The sequence below is a fragment of the Streptomyces sp. NPDC059477 genome (assembly GCF_042749375.1).
Lineage (GTDB): Bacteria > Actinomycetota > Actinomycetes > Streptomycetales > Streptomycetaceae > Streptomyces.
The window spans coordinates 139,670-153,505 of record NZ_JBHYUG010000010.1 but is presented as its reverse complement, the minus strand read 5'-3'; the positions used below and the strand labels follow the sequence as shown (position 1 = coordinate 153,505).

The following is a 13,836-nucleotide window of genomic DNA, read 5'->3' as shown; positions in this document are numbered from 1 at the left end:
GGCTGCACCCACCGGGCTCACCGCGCAAAACCCCCTACGGCGCTCCGCACATCCCACCGCCCACTACCCTGGACGCGTGACCATTCGCCTGTACGACACCAACGCCCGGCAGATCCGTGACTTCACCCCGCTCACGCCGGGCTGTGTCTCGATCTACCTGTGCGGTGCCACCGTGCAGGCGGCCCCGCACATCGGCCACATCCGATCGGGGCTGAACTTCGACATCCTGCGCCGCTGGTTCGAGTACCGCGGCTATGAGGTGACGTTCATCCGCAACGTCACCGACATCGACGACAAGATCATCCGGAAGGCGGCCGAACAGGGCCGCCACTGGTGGTCCATCGGGTACGAGAACGAGCGCGCGTTCAACGACGGCTACCGCGCCCTCGGCTGCCTGCCGCCCACGTACGAGCCCCGGGCCACCGGTCACATCACCGAGATGATCGAGATGATGCGCGGCCTGATCGAGCGCGGCCACGCCTACGAGGCCGACGGCAACGTCTACTTCGACGTGCGGTCGCTGCCCGGCTATCTCTCCCTGTCCCGGCAGGATCTGGACGGGCTGCGCCAGCCTGCCGAGGACGGCGAGACCGGCAAGCGGGACCCGCGCGACTTCGCCATGTGGAAGGCGGCCAAGCCGGGCGAGCCCAGCTGGGAGACGCCGTGGGGCCGGGGCCGTCCCGGCTGGCACCTGGAGTGCTCGGCGATGGCCCACAAGTACCTGGGCCCGGCCTTCGACATCCACGGCGGCGGCATCGACCTGATCTTCCCGCACCACGAGAACGAGATCGCCCAGGCCCGCGGCTACGGCGACGACTTCGCCGCCTACTGGGTGCACAACGCCTGGGTCACCATGAGCGGCGAGAAGATGTCGAAGTCGCTCGGCAACTCCGTGCTGGTGAGCGAGATGGTCAAGGCCTGGCGCCCGATCATCCTCCGCTACTACCTGGGCACCCCGCACTACCGCTCCACCATCGAGTACAGCGAGGAGGCCCTGCGCGAGGCCGAGTCCGCGTTCGCGCGGATCGAGGGCTTCGTGCAGCGCGTGATGGAGCTGTCCGGCGGTCCGGTCGAGCCCGCCGCCGAGGTGCCGCCCGCGTTCGCCGAGGCGATGGACGACGACCTGGGCGTGCCGCAGGCGCTGGCCGTCGTGCACAACACGGTCCGCCAGGGCAACAGCGCGCTGGCCGCCGACGACAAGGAGAGCGCGGTCGCCCGGCTCTCCGAGGTCCGCGCCATGCTCGGGGTGCTCGGCCTGGACCCGCTGGACCCCCAGTGGGCCGGGGAGGGCGACCAGGGCGAGGATCTCCACGGCGTCGTCGACAGCCTCGTACGGCTGGTGCTGGACCAGCGGGAGGCGGCGCGCGCCCGTAAGGACTGGGCCACCGCCGACGCCATCCGGGACCAGCTGGGACAGGCGGGACTGGCGATCGAGGACAGCCCGCAGGGACCACGCTGGAGCCTCGGCCCGCGCTGACCCGCACGACCGACCCGACCCGACCCGCACGACCGACCCGGAACTCCCGGTACCCCGCGGGTGCCGTCCGCCCCCGCGGGCGGCACACTGCACAGACATACGCAGTACTCAATCCCCTAGGCAGGTAGATCATGGCCGCGAACAACCGCCGCATGTCCGGCAAGAAGGGCGCGCAGGTCGGCAGTGGCGGCCAGCGACGCCGGGGTCTGGAGGGCAAGGGGCCGACGCCGCCCGCCGAGATGCGCAAGGGACACGCCAAGCAGCGCGCCGCGCAGGCGAAGACCCGGCGCACGACCAGCCGCGCCCCGCAGCGCAAGGGCGGCGGCCGGAGCACCTCCGAGCTGGTCGTCGGGCGCAACTCGGTGGTCGAGGCGCTGCGCGAGGGCGTGCCCGCGTCGACGCTGTACGTCCAGCAGTTCGTCGACAACGACGAGCGGGTGCGCGAGGCGCTCCAGCTGGCCGCCGAGCGCGGCGGGATCAACCTCATGGAGGCCCCGCGCCCCGAGCTGGACCGGATGACCAACGGCCTCAACCACCAGGGCCTGGTGCTCCAGGTGCCGCCGTACGAGTACGCGCACCCCGAGGATCTCGCCGCCGAGGCCGCCGACGAGGGCCGGGACCCGCTGATCGTCGCCCTCGACGGGGTGACCGACCCGCGCAACCTCGGTGCCGTCGTCCGGTCCGTGTCGGCCTTCGGCGGTCACGGGGTGGTCGTGCCCGAGCGGCGCGCGGCCGGGATGACGGCCGGCGCGTGGAAGACATCGGCCGGGGCCGCGGCCCGTACGCCCGTCGCCCGGGCGACGAATCTGACGCGCGCGCTGGAGTCGTACAAGAAGGCCGGGATGGTGGTCGTGGGGCTGGCCGCCGACGGTGAGGCGGAGATCGGCGAGGTGGCGGCGCTGGGCGGCCCGGTCGTGATCGTCATCGGCAGCGAGGGCAAGGGGCTGTCGCGGCTGGTCGGCGAGACCTGCGACGTGCGGGTACGGATCCCGATGCCGGGCGGCGCGGAGTCGCTCAACGCCGGTGTGGCGGCCGGGATCGTACTGTACGAGGCGGCGCGCCGCCGGAGCTGAACGTGCGTGCGCCGGACCACCCGTACGGGTTAATTCCGGCGTCCGCGACAAGCTTGACGGGGTCCGGACACATCCGGCAGGTCGAAGCAGTGTCCTCAGCGCATGTCACTCGGTTAGATGAGTGTGGACACCAGAACACCCCGCACACCCACGGGGGACCGCTCGTCGGGGTTCAGCTCCGGATTCGGCACCGGCCCCGGATTCGGCTCCGGGGTCGACGACGTTCCCGCGTTGAGCATGGTGAAGGTGCCGAGCGATCCGGCGCAGGTCATCGTCAATCACGCCAGCTTCCGCGTGCAGTTGGGCGCCTCCTCGCGACGCTCCCAGCCGCCGCGCGCGGCACGGTACTCGCCCGCCGGTGATGCCACCGCCCGGATGGGCGCCGCGAACGCCGCGCCGGCCATGGGTGGAACCGCCGAGGCGGGTGCCGCGGCCCGGCGCCGCCCGGTCGTCTGGAGCGGCCGTTCGGCCCCCGACGACACCGGCGCCCACCGTCTGCTCCAGGCCGTGCGCAGCGCGGGCGTCCGCCACCCCGACGAATCCCTCACCGACACCGGCTCGACCCAGGTCATCCCCCGCGTCCAGGCCCCGGCCGGACGCGAGGGCTACGAGACCCACGTGGGCTACGAGGGCTATGAGGCCTACGAGGGCTACGGCGAGGACGAGCTGACGCAGACCGTCGAGACGCCGGTCGTCGGCGCCCAGCGCAGGCACGGCGACGGCACCCGGTTGCTGCCGAACATGCGCACGGTCGGCAGCGTCGACGACGAATCCCCCTACCGCGACCCCCTCTACCGTCAGCCCCCCTACGACGACGAGGAGTTCACGGACGACGGCACCGACCCGCGGTCCACCGCCGGTACCCGCGCCAAGCGGGGCGACGACCCCGCACGGCACGCCTACTACCCCGGCCGCCGGATGAACCTCGGCGTCGTCCTGCTCCCGCTGCGCATCTTCCTCGGCTTCATCTCCATCTACGCCGGGATGGGCAAGCTCTGCGACCCCGTGTACTTCGACGGCGGCGAGCGCGGCTCGATGGTGAAGTGGCTCAACACCCTGCACCCGTGGCAGGTCGCCGAGCCGCTGCGCCAGTTCGCCCTGGAGCACCCGGTCGGCGCCGGTCTGGTGATCGCCTTCCTCCAGGTCATCGTGGGCGTGCTCACGGTCCTGGGCTGCTGGCAGCGGGTCGCCGCGGTGGTCGGCGCGCTGCTCTCCGCGGCGCTGCTCGTCACGGTCAGCTGGAAGACCGTCCCCGCCTATGACACGCCCGACATCATCTACCTCGCCGCCTGGTCGCCGCTGATCATCGCGGGCGCGCCCGTCTACTCCGTGGACGGCCGGCTCGCGGGCAGCGCCTGGCGCCGTCTCGGTCCCCGCGCCGACCTGTGGGACCTGCGCCGCTATGTGCTGCGGCGGGGCGCGCTGATCACGGTGATCGTCACCGGCCTCACCCTGCTGATCGGCTCGCTGCTCGGCGGCGCGGTCCGGGACGCCGACCGGGTGGTCGTCCCCGGCCCCGGCGAGGCCCCGCGCAACGAACTGCCGGGTTCCCCGCTGCCCGGGGAGCCCGACGAACGCCGGGCGAGCGGTTCGCCGTCGGCGTCCACGTCGGCGCCCACGCAGGGTGCCACGTCGGCCGCGCCCACCGCGGGCGCGGCGACGACGCCGGGTGCCACGCAGGAGGCGGAGACGGTGACGGGCGGCGCCCCGAGCCAGACGCAGGGCACGGGGGGCGGACAGGCTCCGCCGCAGCAGACCGTGCCGGAGCAGCAGGCGCCCAGCTCCACCACGGGCCCGGCTTCGGGCGGCCCCGCGAGCGACCCGGCCGCCGGCTCGACCGGCGGCTCCGACGGCGCCCCCGGCGGTGCCCCCGAGAACGGCTCTTCCTCGTCCGGCCAGCCCGGACTGGTGGGCGGCCTGTTGGGGTAGAGGGGCCGGTGGGCGACCTGCTGAACGCGCCCACCGGCTGACCACATGGCGATAACACTCGTTCGGCGTCGGGCGAAAGGCAGCCCCGCGAATTCCTGGCTGGTAGCCGGGGCGCGGGGCTGCTTTTGTGCGTGGGGATTGGGCGCGCGTGAGGATTGGGTGGGCGCGGTGATTGGGTGCGCGCGAGGATCGGGCGTGCGGGGATGGCGTGGGTGGGATGGTGCAGGTGGGGATTGCGTGTTCGGGATTGTGGGTTTGGGGCGGGATCTCGGGTGTGGGATGGGCGGCGCCCTAAAGGGGAACGGGGAACTGCGCGACCGACCACAACACCGGGAAAGCCGCCGAACTACCTGACCCGACAGGACAGTTGGCGAAGACGGCAACCCTGATTCGCCGTGCCGTCAACGCCCGAGCGCCGCCAATTCCTTCGCGGCCTCGCTCAAATCCTTCGCCGTGTCGATGGCCCGCCAGTACGCGCCTTGCGGAATGGTGAATCCGGCCAGCCGCCGTTCCCGCGCGAGATGCGGAAACGTCGTCCGCTCGTGATCCCCCCGCTCCGGCAACAACCCGGCGAACTCGGGCGCGAAGACGTAGACGCCCGCGTTGATCTCGTACTGGGTGGGTGGCGCCTCGATGAAGTCGGTGATGTGGCCGAAGCCGTCGGTCTGTACGGCGCCCCAGGGGATGCGCGGACGGGCGAGCGCGAGGGTGGCTACGGCGTCCCGTTCGGCGTGGAAGTCGGCCATGTCCCGCAGGGAGAAGCGGGTCCAGATGTCGCCGTTGGTGGCGTACCAGGGCCGGTCGGGGTGGGGCAGCCGGGTGGCGGCGAACTTCAGGCCGCCGCCGCGGCCGAGCGGCTCGGTCTCCACGGCGGTGGTGACCCGGACGGGCAGTTCGGCGCTCTCCAGCCAGGTCTGGAGGACGTCGGCGAGGTGACCGCAGCTGATCACCACATCGGTGACGCCCTCCTCGGCGAGCCAGGTGAGCTGATGGCCGATGATCGGCGTTCCGGTGCCGGGGATCTCGACCATCGGCTTGGGCCGGTCGTCGGTGTAGGGGCGCAGCCGGGACCCCTGGCCCCCGGCGAGAACGACGGCCTGGACGGGGCGGGAGACGGCGGCGTGCGGATCGGTCATGCCCGCACTGTACGGGGCGGGGTGGCGCGGGTAGGTGGGCTGTGCGGGGCGCGGAGGCGTGGGGCGGGCGGGCTGTGTGGGGTGCTGTACGGGGTGCTGGGCGCGGGCAGGCGTCACAGCGGCGAGGCTGTGACGCCTGTTCCCAGGCCCGTACTGGAGGCCCGTACCGGGGAAGACCCGTACTGGGGGCCCGTACCGGAGGCTTTCTCCGGGGTCAGCCGTGGGCGGCGACGACGCCGGTGGCGTAGGAGGTGTCGCAGACGGGGCGGGCGAAGGCCTGGGCGCGGGTGGAGCCGTAGATACGGACCGCGGCGTGGCCGAGGGAGCGGGCGATGGACGTGCAGTGCTCGGCGAGCGACGGACGGGCGTTCACCGCCTCCTGGAGGTGGGTGAGGGCGACGCCCGGGTCCTTGTCCTGGACCTCGGCGAGCAGCTTGTCGCGCAGCACCTCGTGGGGGGCGCGGGGGGCGGCCGGCTTGGCGTCGGACACGGCGGTGTCGGCGGCGGTGAGCATCGAGCTGTCGGGGCTGCCCGACCAGCTGACGCGGGTGACCGCGAGTGTCCCGGAGAGCACCAGGAGGACGGGCAGGACAAGGGCGAGGGAGCGGCCGATCCGGCGGGCGGGTCCCCGGCTGCGGCGCGTCGCTTCTGTGGTGGAGTGCTTCACGGAGTGCTTCACGCGAGTGAGGGTAGCGCCCGGTGATGATTTGGCGACATTTAGTCACCTGTTCGGGGGACGAAGTGGTGCCTTTTTTTGGGTAAGGGGTTGACGCGAAACGGCCCCGCACGGAGGTGTGCGGGGCCGATTCCGTTGAACATGCCGCGTGGGGTGCACCGGTTCGGATGGCGGGGAGGCGCCGGGTTGCCGGATCACGCGGCGGGGCCGGCCGGAGCCGACCGGGGGCCGGGATCAGTCGGACAGGCGGGCGCCGGTCGAGGTGGAGAAGACGTGGGTCTCGCCGGCGCGGGGCACGACGTGCAGACGGCTGCCCTTCTCCGGGACCTCACGGCCGTTGACCCGGACGACGATGTCCTTGGAGGTGTCGTCGAGCTGGGCGGTGCCGTAGACGTAGGCGTCGGCGCCGAGTTCCTCGACGACGTTCACGGTGACCGCGAGGCCCTTGTCGGAGTCGGGGCCGGCCACGTCGAAGTGCTCGGGGCGGATGCCGACGGTGACCGTCTTGTCGGTGGTGGCGGAGAGCGCCTCGCGGTCGATCGGCACGATGCTGTTGCCGAACTTCACGCCGCCGTCGGTGATCGGGACCTCGACCAGGTTCATGGCCGGGGAGCCGATGAAGCCGGCGACGAAGAGGTTCTCGGGCTTGTCGTACATCTTGCGCGGGGTGTCGACCTGCTGGAGCAGCCCGTCCTTGAGCACCGCGACACGGTCGCCCATCGTCAGGGCCTCGACCTGGTCGTGGGTGACGTAGACCGTGGTGATGCCGAGGCGGCGCTGGAGGGAGGCGATCTGCGTACGGGTGGAGACGCGGAGCTTGGCGTCCAGGTTGGACAGCGGCTCGTCCATGAGGAAGACCTGCGGCTCACGCACGATCGCGCGGCCCATGGCGACGCGCTGGCGCTGACCGCCGGAGAGCGCCTTCGGCTTGCGGTCCAGGTAGTCGGTGAGGTCGAGGATCTTCGCGGCCTCTTCGACCTTCTGCCGGATCTCCGCCTTGTTGACGCCGGCGATCTTCAGGGCGAAGCCCATGTTGTCGGCGACGGTCATGTGCGGGTACAGCGCGTAGTTCTGGAACACCATGGCGATGTCCCGGTCCTTCGGCGGCAGGTGGGTGACGTCGCGGTCGCCGATGCGGATGGTGCCGCCGTTGACGTCCTCAAGCCCCGCGAGCATGCGGAGCGAGGTGGACTTGCCGCAGCCGGACGGGCCGACGAGGACGAGGAACTCGCCGTCCTCGATCGCGATCTCCAGCGCGTCTACGGCGGGCTTCGTGGACCCCGGGTAGATCCGGGTCGCCTTGTCGAACGTAACAGTGGCCATGGTGGAGGCCCCCTTCTACCGGCAGGAACGTGCCGGACGATCCGTTGTGGAAGGTGGAGAGATCCGCGACACGCGGACCGAATCTGGACGGTACCCTCCGTTCACCTGTTCTGTCAGTAGCCCGGGGGCTGTGAACTTCGCGGAAATTTTCGACGGGACCGGCGGGCGAGCTGGGTACACTGCACGGGCACGCGCAGCACGCGCCCGCGCACGCCTCCTTAGCTCAGCTGGTCAGAGCGCCGCTCTTGTAAAGCGAAGGTCGTCGGTTCGAATCCGACAGGGGGCTCACCGTCCAGCAGGGGAAAGGTCCCGGAACTCCCAGGTCAGGGGGCGTCCGGGGCCTTCTTCATGCCACCGCTCCGCACTCTCACCACACCCTCGCTACAGGGTGCCAACACCCTCACCACCAGAGTCCATCGCCTAAATATCACCTAAATGATCATGCTGTTTCCGCAGGTCACCGTAGATGTGAGCGAACCCCGCCTCCCATCGGAGGGCGGGCGGTGGTCTGGTCGAACTGTCTGCGGCTGGAGAAGTCGATGCGGCCCCGGTCAGCGGGTGCCGGCCGGGGCCGCGGTTTGGTGCTGTGCGCTACGGCTTCGGCGGGACGACGAAGCCCCGCACGGGCCGTTCCTGTTGCGGGTCACGAGAGTCGGGTTGCTGCGCGCGCCTCCACGCGGCAATCAGGTCCGTATACCGCGGATCGTTCCACTCGGTCACGATGCCTGCTTCGTCGGGGGGCTAGACGACGTCGCCGCCCGGCTTCGGAATGATGACGATGGTGCACTCCGGGGCGTGCTGGCAGTTCGCGGCCACGGATACCAGGGTTTTGTCGGACGGTGGTCCCCATAGCTGCGGATGGGCGGGTCGTAGTTGGTGGGGTCGCTGGATGAGGCCGTGCTGGATGAGGGCGTGCCAGCCTTCGTCCTGGTCTCCTTCGCTGGTTGTTGCGGTGGGGGATGGCCCGCCCGGGCCGGGGGTCTGTGTGGTGTGGGGCGGCCCGCATCCGATGCCGGGCGGGCAGGCGTACACCTCGATGTCCAGGACGTGCGCGCCGAGTCTGCCGCGCGCGATTCCGACGCTGACTCCCCCCTCCTTGAGGGGTTTGCCGCACCAGCAGCAGTCCCAGCCGGAGTACTGCGCCCGGGTCAGTGCTGCGGCAGGCGACGGTCTGGCGGGCCACCCGGTCATCGGTTGCCGCCGAACTGGGCCCAGATCCCCGCCTTCGTCGGAGGCAAGTCCGGTGGCGTTGGCGAGGCCGTTGATGAGAGGGAGCGGGTCCGGGCCGTGTGCGGTGATCCGGATGCGGGGCCCGGCGGTGGAGAGGGGCATGTCGATGACGGGGGCGCCGGGCCGAGGACGGCGACGTACAGCTCGTTCGCGAGAGCAGGGGCGTCGGGTGCTTCACGCGGCCGGTGGTCCACAGACGCAGGTCAAGGGGACGGGAGAGTACGTGTCCTCAGATTGAGTCGATCACTCGGAATGGGGGTGCCGTGGTGGCACAGCCTGAGTACCTGCGGATCGCCGCCGGGGAGTTCGGGCCGGGGATCAGATCCCGACACTCCCCGAACTGTGCCGCGAATACGGCGACGTCTCACAGATGACGATCCGCAACGCGCTCGCCCTGCTCCGCAACGAGGGCCTGATCGAGACCCGCGCCCGCGCCGGAACACGAGTGCGTCCCCGCCCGCCGGTTCACCGCATGGCGGCCGACCGCTACCGGGCCACACCCGGAGCGCCGTCGACGCCGTACACCCGCGACCAGGGAATCGGCTGGTCCGAGTACCGTCTCGACAAACGGTTCGAGAAAGTGCAGGCGGACGCTGAACTGGCCGCGCTGTTCGAGTGCGAGATCGGCGATCGGCCGCTTGCGCGGCACTTCGTGTTCCACGACAACGACCAGCCGACGCACGATGTCGACGTCCTACGTACGCTGGTCCGATGTCGCTGGTACTCCGGTCGCCGACCCGATCAACGATCCGTGGCCGGGCGGCACTCGGGCACAGCTGGGCACGCTCGGGATCCGGGTTGCGGCTCTCACGGAGTCGTTCACCGCGGCGATGCCGACCGAGACGGAGGCGGCGTGCCGGTGCTGCGGTACACCCGCAAGCACATTGCCGATACCGGCCGGATCGTTGAGGTGGCGCATCCGATCGTGCGACGTGGTGACACGACTGTCGTTGACTTCCGGATCGAGCCGGACGACTGAGGGGTGCGGCACTAAGTCGCACTCCAGGAACGACAAGGCGCCCCCTGCGCGGGGCTGTGCAGGGGGCGGGACCACCCCGCTGCGCGGGGACTACTGGCCTGTGCCGCCGATGGAACGTGCGAGGTAGGGACCACCCCCGCATGCGCGGGGACCGCGGGTGGACCTCCGGGGCGAGCATCCTCCAGGCGGGACCACCCCCGCATGCGCGGGGACCGCCTTCCTGCTAAACAAGCCGATTCCCGGATCGGGGGACCACCCCCGCATGCGCGGGGACCGCGAGAGCGGGAGGCGGACGACCTGGCCAGGCTGGGGACCACCCCCGCATGCGCGGGGACCGCAGGAGTCGACCTGCGCTTTTGTTAGTGGTGGGTAGGGATTTTACCCACTTTGCCAAATTTCGACCTTGCGGGCATGTGGGGCAATCTGCTCCTCTGTGTGCTTGCCGCCGGGCTCCTCCTTCGCTGCTGGCTCCATTCTTGCCGAGGGCGTTGTGAAGGGGGATGTCCCGCCAGGATCTTTCGAGCGCATGGTGGGGTTACAGGTAACCGAGCAGGCCGCAGCGCGCTTGGGGCGCAAGGCGGCCAGTTGAACTGTTGGACATCGTGGATCTGCCCACATCGTGCGCCCCCGGGCCGCTGCGGTGATCTGGGGTTCCCCATGGAGGTTGCTCGGACGGGTCGATCCAAGGTGTCGTTTATCGCTCGGTTGCCAGTTTTCCCTGTTTGCTGCCGGCCCCAAGGGCGGTATAGGCGTTGATGCCGTCCGGGACTCGTCCAGAGCCCAGTCCCTCAGTCAGCTCGATCGCCTCGTCCTTCTGCCGAGTCGGGGATGAGGGCGTCCTGGGCGGTGGGAGGCGCGGTCTTTCTGGCGCGGATCGAGACTTGGTGCCGCGGGTTCGTGTACCGCCGAGTCCCGGCGCCAGCGGTTTTCAGGTACTGAAGTCGGAGGCCCCTGACGGGGGACCGATGGTCCAAGGTGTCAGCCGACCGGAGGGAGCAGTGGTCAGGTCGGCGGCCCGTTGGCGCGTGAGCGGACCATGCCGCGCGAGGTGTCACGAGCTGGACCGCGAGGCAGGCCGCAGGGCGGTGATCAGTGAGAACAGCGTCACGCGGCAGCAGCACCCGGCGCCTCCTGGCAAGATTCCCCCCCACCTGCAAAGCGAGGGTCGTCGGTTCGAATCCGACAGGGGGCTCGGTGTCCTCGGGGTGCTTTAGTGACGCAGGCCCTGCTGGGCCGCCGCTGCCTCCAGCCTCGTGATCAGTTCGGGCTCTGTGCCCAGGGCGATGAAGGTCAGGGGGCGGCGGCCCTGGTGGGTTATTTCGACTCGGTGGACGGCCATGAGCAGGGACACGTGGGTCATACGTTTCAGGGTGAGGGCGTTCCGCCAGGTCACCGTGGACCGGACTCCGCCGAAGATCGTGGTGAGGGTCAGGCCGTCCGGGTGGAGAAAGCATCTGCTGCCTCCGTTGTGGGTCATGAGGGCGCGCCATGCCCTGCGCAGGGCGTACGGGATCAGTACGACGGTGATGGTCAGCGTGGCCTTGAGGAGGGCGGCCTCGGGGCGGAGGAAGGCCAGCGCGGTCAGCAGGGCGGCGGCCAGGAGGGTGAGGGAGCGCAGGGCGAATTGGGTGAGGGCGCCTGGCAGGCCGACCACTGGATGGCCGTCAGGTCCGGGGGGCGGCTGCCTTCGGCGGTTTCTGGTGGTGAGTCTTTGGAATCGGGGCGCCTTCATGATGTTGTCCGCTTGATGAGTTCCGCGATGAGGCGGGTGCGTGGGATCAGTTGGTCGATGACCGCGTACTCGTTGTCCGCGTGCGCGCCCTCGCCCACCGCGCCCAGGCCGTCCAGGGTCGGACAGCCCGTCGCCGCCGTGTGGTTGCCGTCCGAGGCGCCACCCACGGCCTGGCCGTGCAGGGGGGCCTGGCCCAGTTCCGCGGCGATTTCGGTCGCCAGGGCCATGAGTGTGGCGGAGGAGCTGGGCTCCATGGGGGGTCGGCGGGCGCCGGCCGTGATGTGCAGGCGGGCGCCTGGCGTTTTCGGCGTCAGTTGTCTTATGAGGGTGTCGATCCGGTTCTGTGCGGCCCTGGTCGGTGTGCGTACGTCCACCGAGACCCTTGCGCGGGCCGGCACCGTGTTGCGCGAGGTGCCCGCCGACAGCAGCGTCGGGGTCACGGTGGTTGCGTCCAGCGGGGAGTCGGCGGCCTCCGCTTGTGCTGAGGCGTTGATCGAGGCCAGGGCCAGGATCTGGTGCGCCGCCTCCACCGACGCGTTGATCCCGCGGTGCGGCTCCAGACCCGCGTGCGCTGCCCTGCCCTGGATCTCGACCTCGTAGCGGGAGGCGCCCTTGCGGGCCGTCTTGAGCGTGCCCCGGTCGTCCGCCGCCGGTTCCAGTACGAGGGTGGCGGCGCAGCTCCGCGCGGTCTCCTCGATCAACCGGCGTGAGGTCGGGGAGCCGATCTCCTCGTCCCCGTTGATCAGGACGCACACCCCGTCCAGGGTGGGCAGGGACGCCAGCGCGTGGAAGAGCATCACCAGGCCCCCCTTCATGTCCAGCACCCCGGGGCCCCGGGCCGTCCCCGCCGTCACCGACCAGGGGTGGGTGCGGAGGGAGCCGATCGGCCACACCGTGTCGTGATGGCCGAGCAGCAGTACCCGCGGGGCGCCGAAGGTCCAGCGCAGATGGCTCACCCCGTCGAGCACGATCAGATCGGGTTCCGCCCCGGTCAGCCGGGTGCCGAGGGACCCGACCACCTCGGCGCTACGGGCCAGCGCCGCGTGATCCGCGGAGAAGGATTCGCAGCCGACCAGTTCCTCCAGATCGGCCAGCATCGCAGGCAGCGAGGGCCCACATCGCCGGCTCACCGCTCCTCAACTTGCCGCAGCGGTTGGTTCGGTGTCCGGGGCATGCGTCTCCCTGGGGTCTCGTGGGGTGGTGGAGGGGGCGGGCGTTCCGCTCGTCGCGGGGGTGCCGTCGCCGTCCCGACGACGGTAGGGCCGTTCACGGCATGTCACCAGCGAGGGGATTGCATGGGGTCCATGCGCCAGCAGCATGGGTTGCGGCACGATGAGCGCTGAGGGACGGGGGTTGGGGAGGGGCCATGGAGACCGAGGCTTTGCGGGTGCTGGTGGCTGTTGCCGAGACCGGGTCGTTCACCAGCGCGGCCGTCCGGCTCAACTACACCCAGTCCGCCGTGTCACGGCGTATCGCCGCCCTCGAACAGCGGGCGGGCGGAGCGCTGTTCGAGCGGCTGCCGCGCGGTGTGCGGCTCAGCCCGGCCGGGCGGGTGCTGCACCGGCATGCCCTGGAGGTGCTCGGCCGGCTGGCGCGGGCCGAGCGGGAACTCGCCGTGCTCCACGCCGGGCAGGGCGGGCTGTTGCACGTGGGGGCGTTCGCCACGGCCCATATTTCTCTGTTGCCCGCCGCCCTGCGGGCGTTGGGGGAGGCCAGACCGGAGGTCGAGACCGTCGTGGTCGAGGCCCCGAGCGCCGGGCTGATGGAGCGCCTCGCGGACGGGGCGCTGGATCTCGCCGTCATCAGTGACTACCCGTACGGGCTGCCCTCCGCCGACGGGGTGACGACGGCCGTGCTGTGCGACGACGAACTGCTCGTCGCCCTCCCGGCCGGGCACCGGCTCGCCTCGGGCGGGCCGGTCGACCTGGTCGAACTGAGCGACGAGGCATGGCTCCAGCACGCGTACGGCGACCGGCCCACGCTGCTCGCCGACGCCTGGGCCCGCGTCGGCGGTGCCCCCAAAAAGATCATCCGGATCGCCGAGTGGACCGGGAAGTTCGGCTACGTGGCCGCCGGGCTCGGCGTGGCACTGGTGCCCTCACTGGCCGCCTGGGCGGTCCCCGGCGACATCGTCCTGCGCCGCCTCACCGACCCGGCCCTGCGCCGCACCATCCACGTGGCCCGGCCCGCCACCCCGCTCCCGGCCGCACGGGAGTTGGAGGGGCTGCTTCGCTCCACCGCGGGCTCCTCGCGGTCCGCCGCGGTGTGAGTTCCGGTGCGG

Annotated in this window: 11 protein-coding genes, 1 tRNA gene and 1 CRISPR repeat array; of the genes, 6 read left to right on the top strand and 6 right to left on the bottom strand. The window is 71.0% G+C overall.

Annotation, left to right across the window (positions count from 1 at the left end; translation table 11 throughout):
- Positions 1 to 76: 76 nt before the first annotated feature.
- From cysS to ACFXAZ_RS08080, 3 genes are all read left to right on the top strand, one after another.
- Positions 77 to 1,477, top strand: coding sequence for a cysteine--tRNA ligase (cysS, locus tag ACFXAZ_RS08090; RefSeq protein ID WP_384586516.1), 1,401 nt, complete (start codon positions 77 to 79; stop codon positions 1,475 to 1,477).
- A gap of 131 nt (positions 1,478 to 1,608) precedes the next feature.
- A complete protein-coding gene (gene rlmB, locus ACFXAZ_RS08085) occupies positions 1,609 to 2,550 on the top strand; it encodes a 23S rRNA (guanosine(2251)-2'-O)-methyltransferase RlmB (RefSeq protein WP_384586514.1) in 942 nt (313 codons plus the stop codon).
- Positions 2,551 to 2,667: 117 nt separating this feature from the next.
- The gene (locus ACFXAZ_RS08080) at positions 2,668 to 4,479 is read left to right on the top strand and encodes a DoxX family membrane protein (RefSeq protein ID WP_384586512.1); all 1,812 of its coding nucleotides are present in this window, start codon (positions 2,668 to 2,670) and stop codon (positions 4,477 to 4,479) included.
- Positions 4,480 to 4,880: 401 nt separating this feature from the next.
- Here the strand turns inward: ACFXAZ_RS08080 and ACFXAZ_RS08075 are convergent, their stop codons facing one another.
- The 3 genes from ACFXAZ_RS08075 to ACFXAZ_RS08065 all read right to left on the bottom strand — a co-directional run bounded on the left by ACFXAZ_RS08075 (position 4,881) and on the right by ACFXAZ_RS08065 (position 7,614).
- On the bottom strand, positions 4,881 to 5,615 hold the full coding sequence (locus ACFXAZ_RS08075) for an NDP-sugar synthase (protein WP_384586510.1): 735 nt from the start codon (positions 5,613 to 5,615) through the stop codon (positions 4,881 to 4,883).
- A gap of 214 nt (positions 5,616 to 5,829) precedes the next feature.
- On the bottom strand, positions 5,830 to 6,282 hold the full coding sequence (locus ACFXAZ_RS08070) for a hypothetical protein (RefSeq protein WP_384586530.1): 453 nt from the start codon (positions 6,280 to 6,282) through the stop codon (positions 5,830 to 5,832).
- Positions 6,283 to 6,525: 243 nt separating this feature from the next.
- Complete coding sequence (locus ACFXAZ_RS08065; protein WP_384586508.1) at positions 6,526 to 7,614, bottom strand: ABC transporter ATP-binding protein; 1,089 nt, start codon at positions 7,612 to 7,614, stop codon at positions 6,526 to 6,528.
- A gap of 212 nt (positions 7,615 to 7,826) precedes the next feature.
- On the opposite strand from ACFXAZ_RS08065, the gene ACFXAZ_RS08060 reads away from it, so the two are divergent.
- Positions 7,827 to 7,900 (top strand) — tRNA-Thr (locus tag ACFXAZ_RS08060).
- Positions 7,901 to 8,355: 455 nt separating this feature from the next.
- Here the strand turns inward: ACFXAZ_RS08060 and ACFXAZ_RS08055 are convergent.
- On the bottom strand, positions 8,356 to 8,946 hold the full coding sequence (locus ACFXAZ_RS08055; RefSeq protein WP_384586506.1) for a hypothetical protein: 591 nt from the start codon (positions 8,944 to 8,946) through the stop codon (positions 8,356 to 8,358).
- A gap of 220 nt (positions 8,947 to 9,166) precedes the next feature.
- On the opposite strand from ACFXAZ_RS08055, the gene ACFXAZ_RS08050 reads away from it, so the two are divergent.
- On the top strand, positions 9,167 to 9,823 hold the full coding sequence (locus ACFXAZ_RS08050; protein WP_384586528.1) for a GntR family transcriptional regulator: 657 nt from the start codon (positions 9,167 to 9,169) through the stop codon (positions 9,821 to 9,823).
- A 65-nt stretch (positions 9,824 to 9,888) separates the two neighbouring features.
- A CRISPR array of direct repeats spans positions 9,889 to 10,161; the repeat unit is 29 nt; unit sequence GGGACCACCCCCGCATGCGCGGGGACCGC.
- 872 nt (positions 10,162 to 11,033) lie between these two features.
- Here the strand turns inward: ACFXAZ_RS08050 and ACFXAZ_RS08045 are convergent.
- Both ACFXAZ_RS08045 and ACFXAZ_RS08040 read right to left on the bottom strand, forming a co-directional pair.
- The gene (locus ACFXAZ_RS08045) at positions 11,034 to 11,477 is read right to left on the bottom strand and encodes a hypothetical protein (protein ID WP_384586504.1); all 444 of its coding nucleotides are present in this window, start codon (positions 11,475 to 11,477) and stop codon (positions 11,034 to 11,036) included.
- A 74-nt stretch (positions 11,478 to 11,551) separates the two neighbouring features.
- The gene (locus ACFXAZ_RS08040) at positions 11,552 to 12,652 is read right to left on the bottom strand and encodes a M20 family metallopeptidase (RefSeq protein ID WP_384586502.1); all 1,101 of its coding nucleotides are present in this window, start codon (positions 12,650 to 12,652) and stop codon (positions 11,552 to 11,554) included.
- Positions 12,653 to 12,921: 269 nt separating this feature from the next.
- On the opposite strand from ACFXAZ_RS08040, the gene ACFXAZ_RS08035 reads away from it, so the two are divergent.
- Positions 12,922 to 13,824, top strand: a complete 903-nt coding sequence (locus ACFXAZ_RS08035) for a LysR family transcriptional regulator (RefSeq protein ID WP_384586500.1) — start codon at positions 12,922 to 12,924, stop codon at positions 13,822 to 13,824.
- Positions 13,825 to 13,836: the final 12 nt, after the last annotated feature.

Coding starts and splice junctions, on each gene's coding strand:
- ACFXAZ_RS08040 (WP_384586502.1), bottom strand. CDS start 12,652: ATGCTGGCCGATCTGGAGGAACTGGTCGGCTGCGAATCCTTCTCCGCG.
- rlmB (WP_384586514.1), top strand. CDS start 1,609: ATGGCCGCGAACAACCGCCGCATGTCCGGCAAGAAGGGCGCGCAGGTC.
- ACFXAZ_RS08055 (WP_384586506.1), bottom strand. CDS start 8,946: ATGCCCCTCTCCACCGCCGGGCCCCGCATCCGGATCACCGCACACGGC.
- ACFXAZ_RS08080 (WP_384586512.1), top strand. CDS start 2,668: ATGAGTGTGGACACCAGAACACCCCGCACACCCACGGGGGACCGCTCG.
- ACFXAZ_RS08075 (WP_384586510.1), bottom strand. CDS start 5,615: ATGACCGATCCGCACGCCGCCGTCTCCCGCCCCGTCCAGGCCGTCGTT.
- ACFXAZ_RS08065 (WP_384586508.1), bottom strand. CDS start 7,614: ATGGCCACTGTTACGTTCGACAAGGCGACCCGGATCTACCCGGGGTCC.
- ACFXAZ_RS08035 (WP_384586500.1), top strand. CDS start 12,922: ATGGAGACCGAGGCTTTGCGGGTGCTGGTGGCTGTTGCCGAGACCGGG.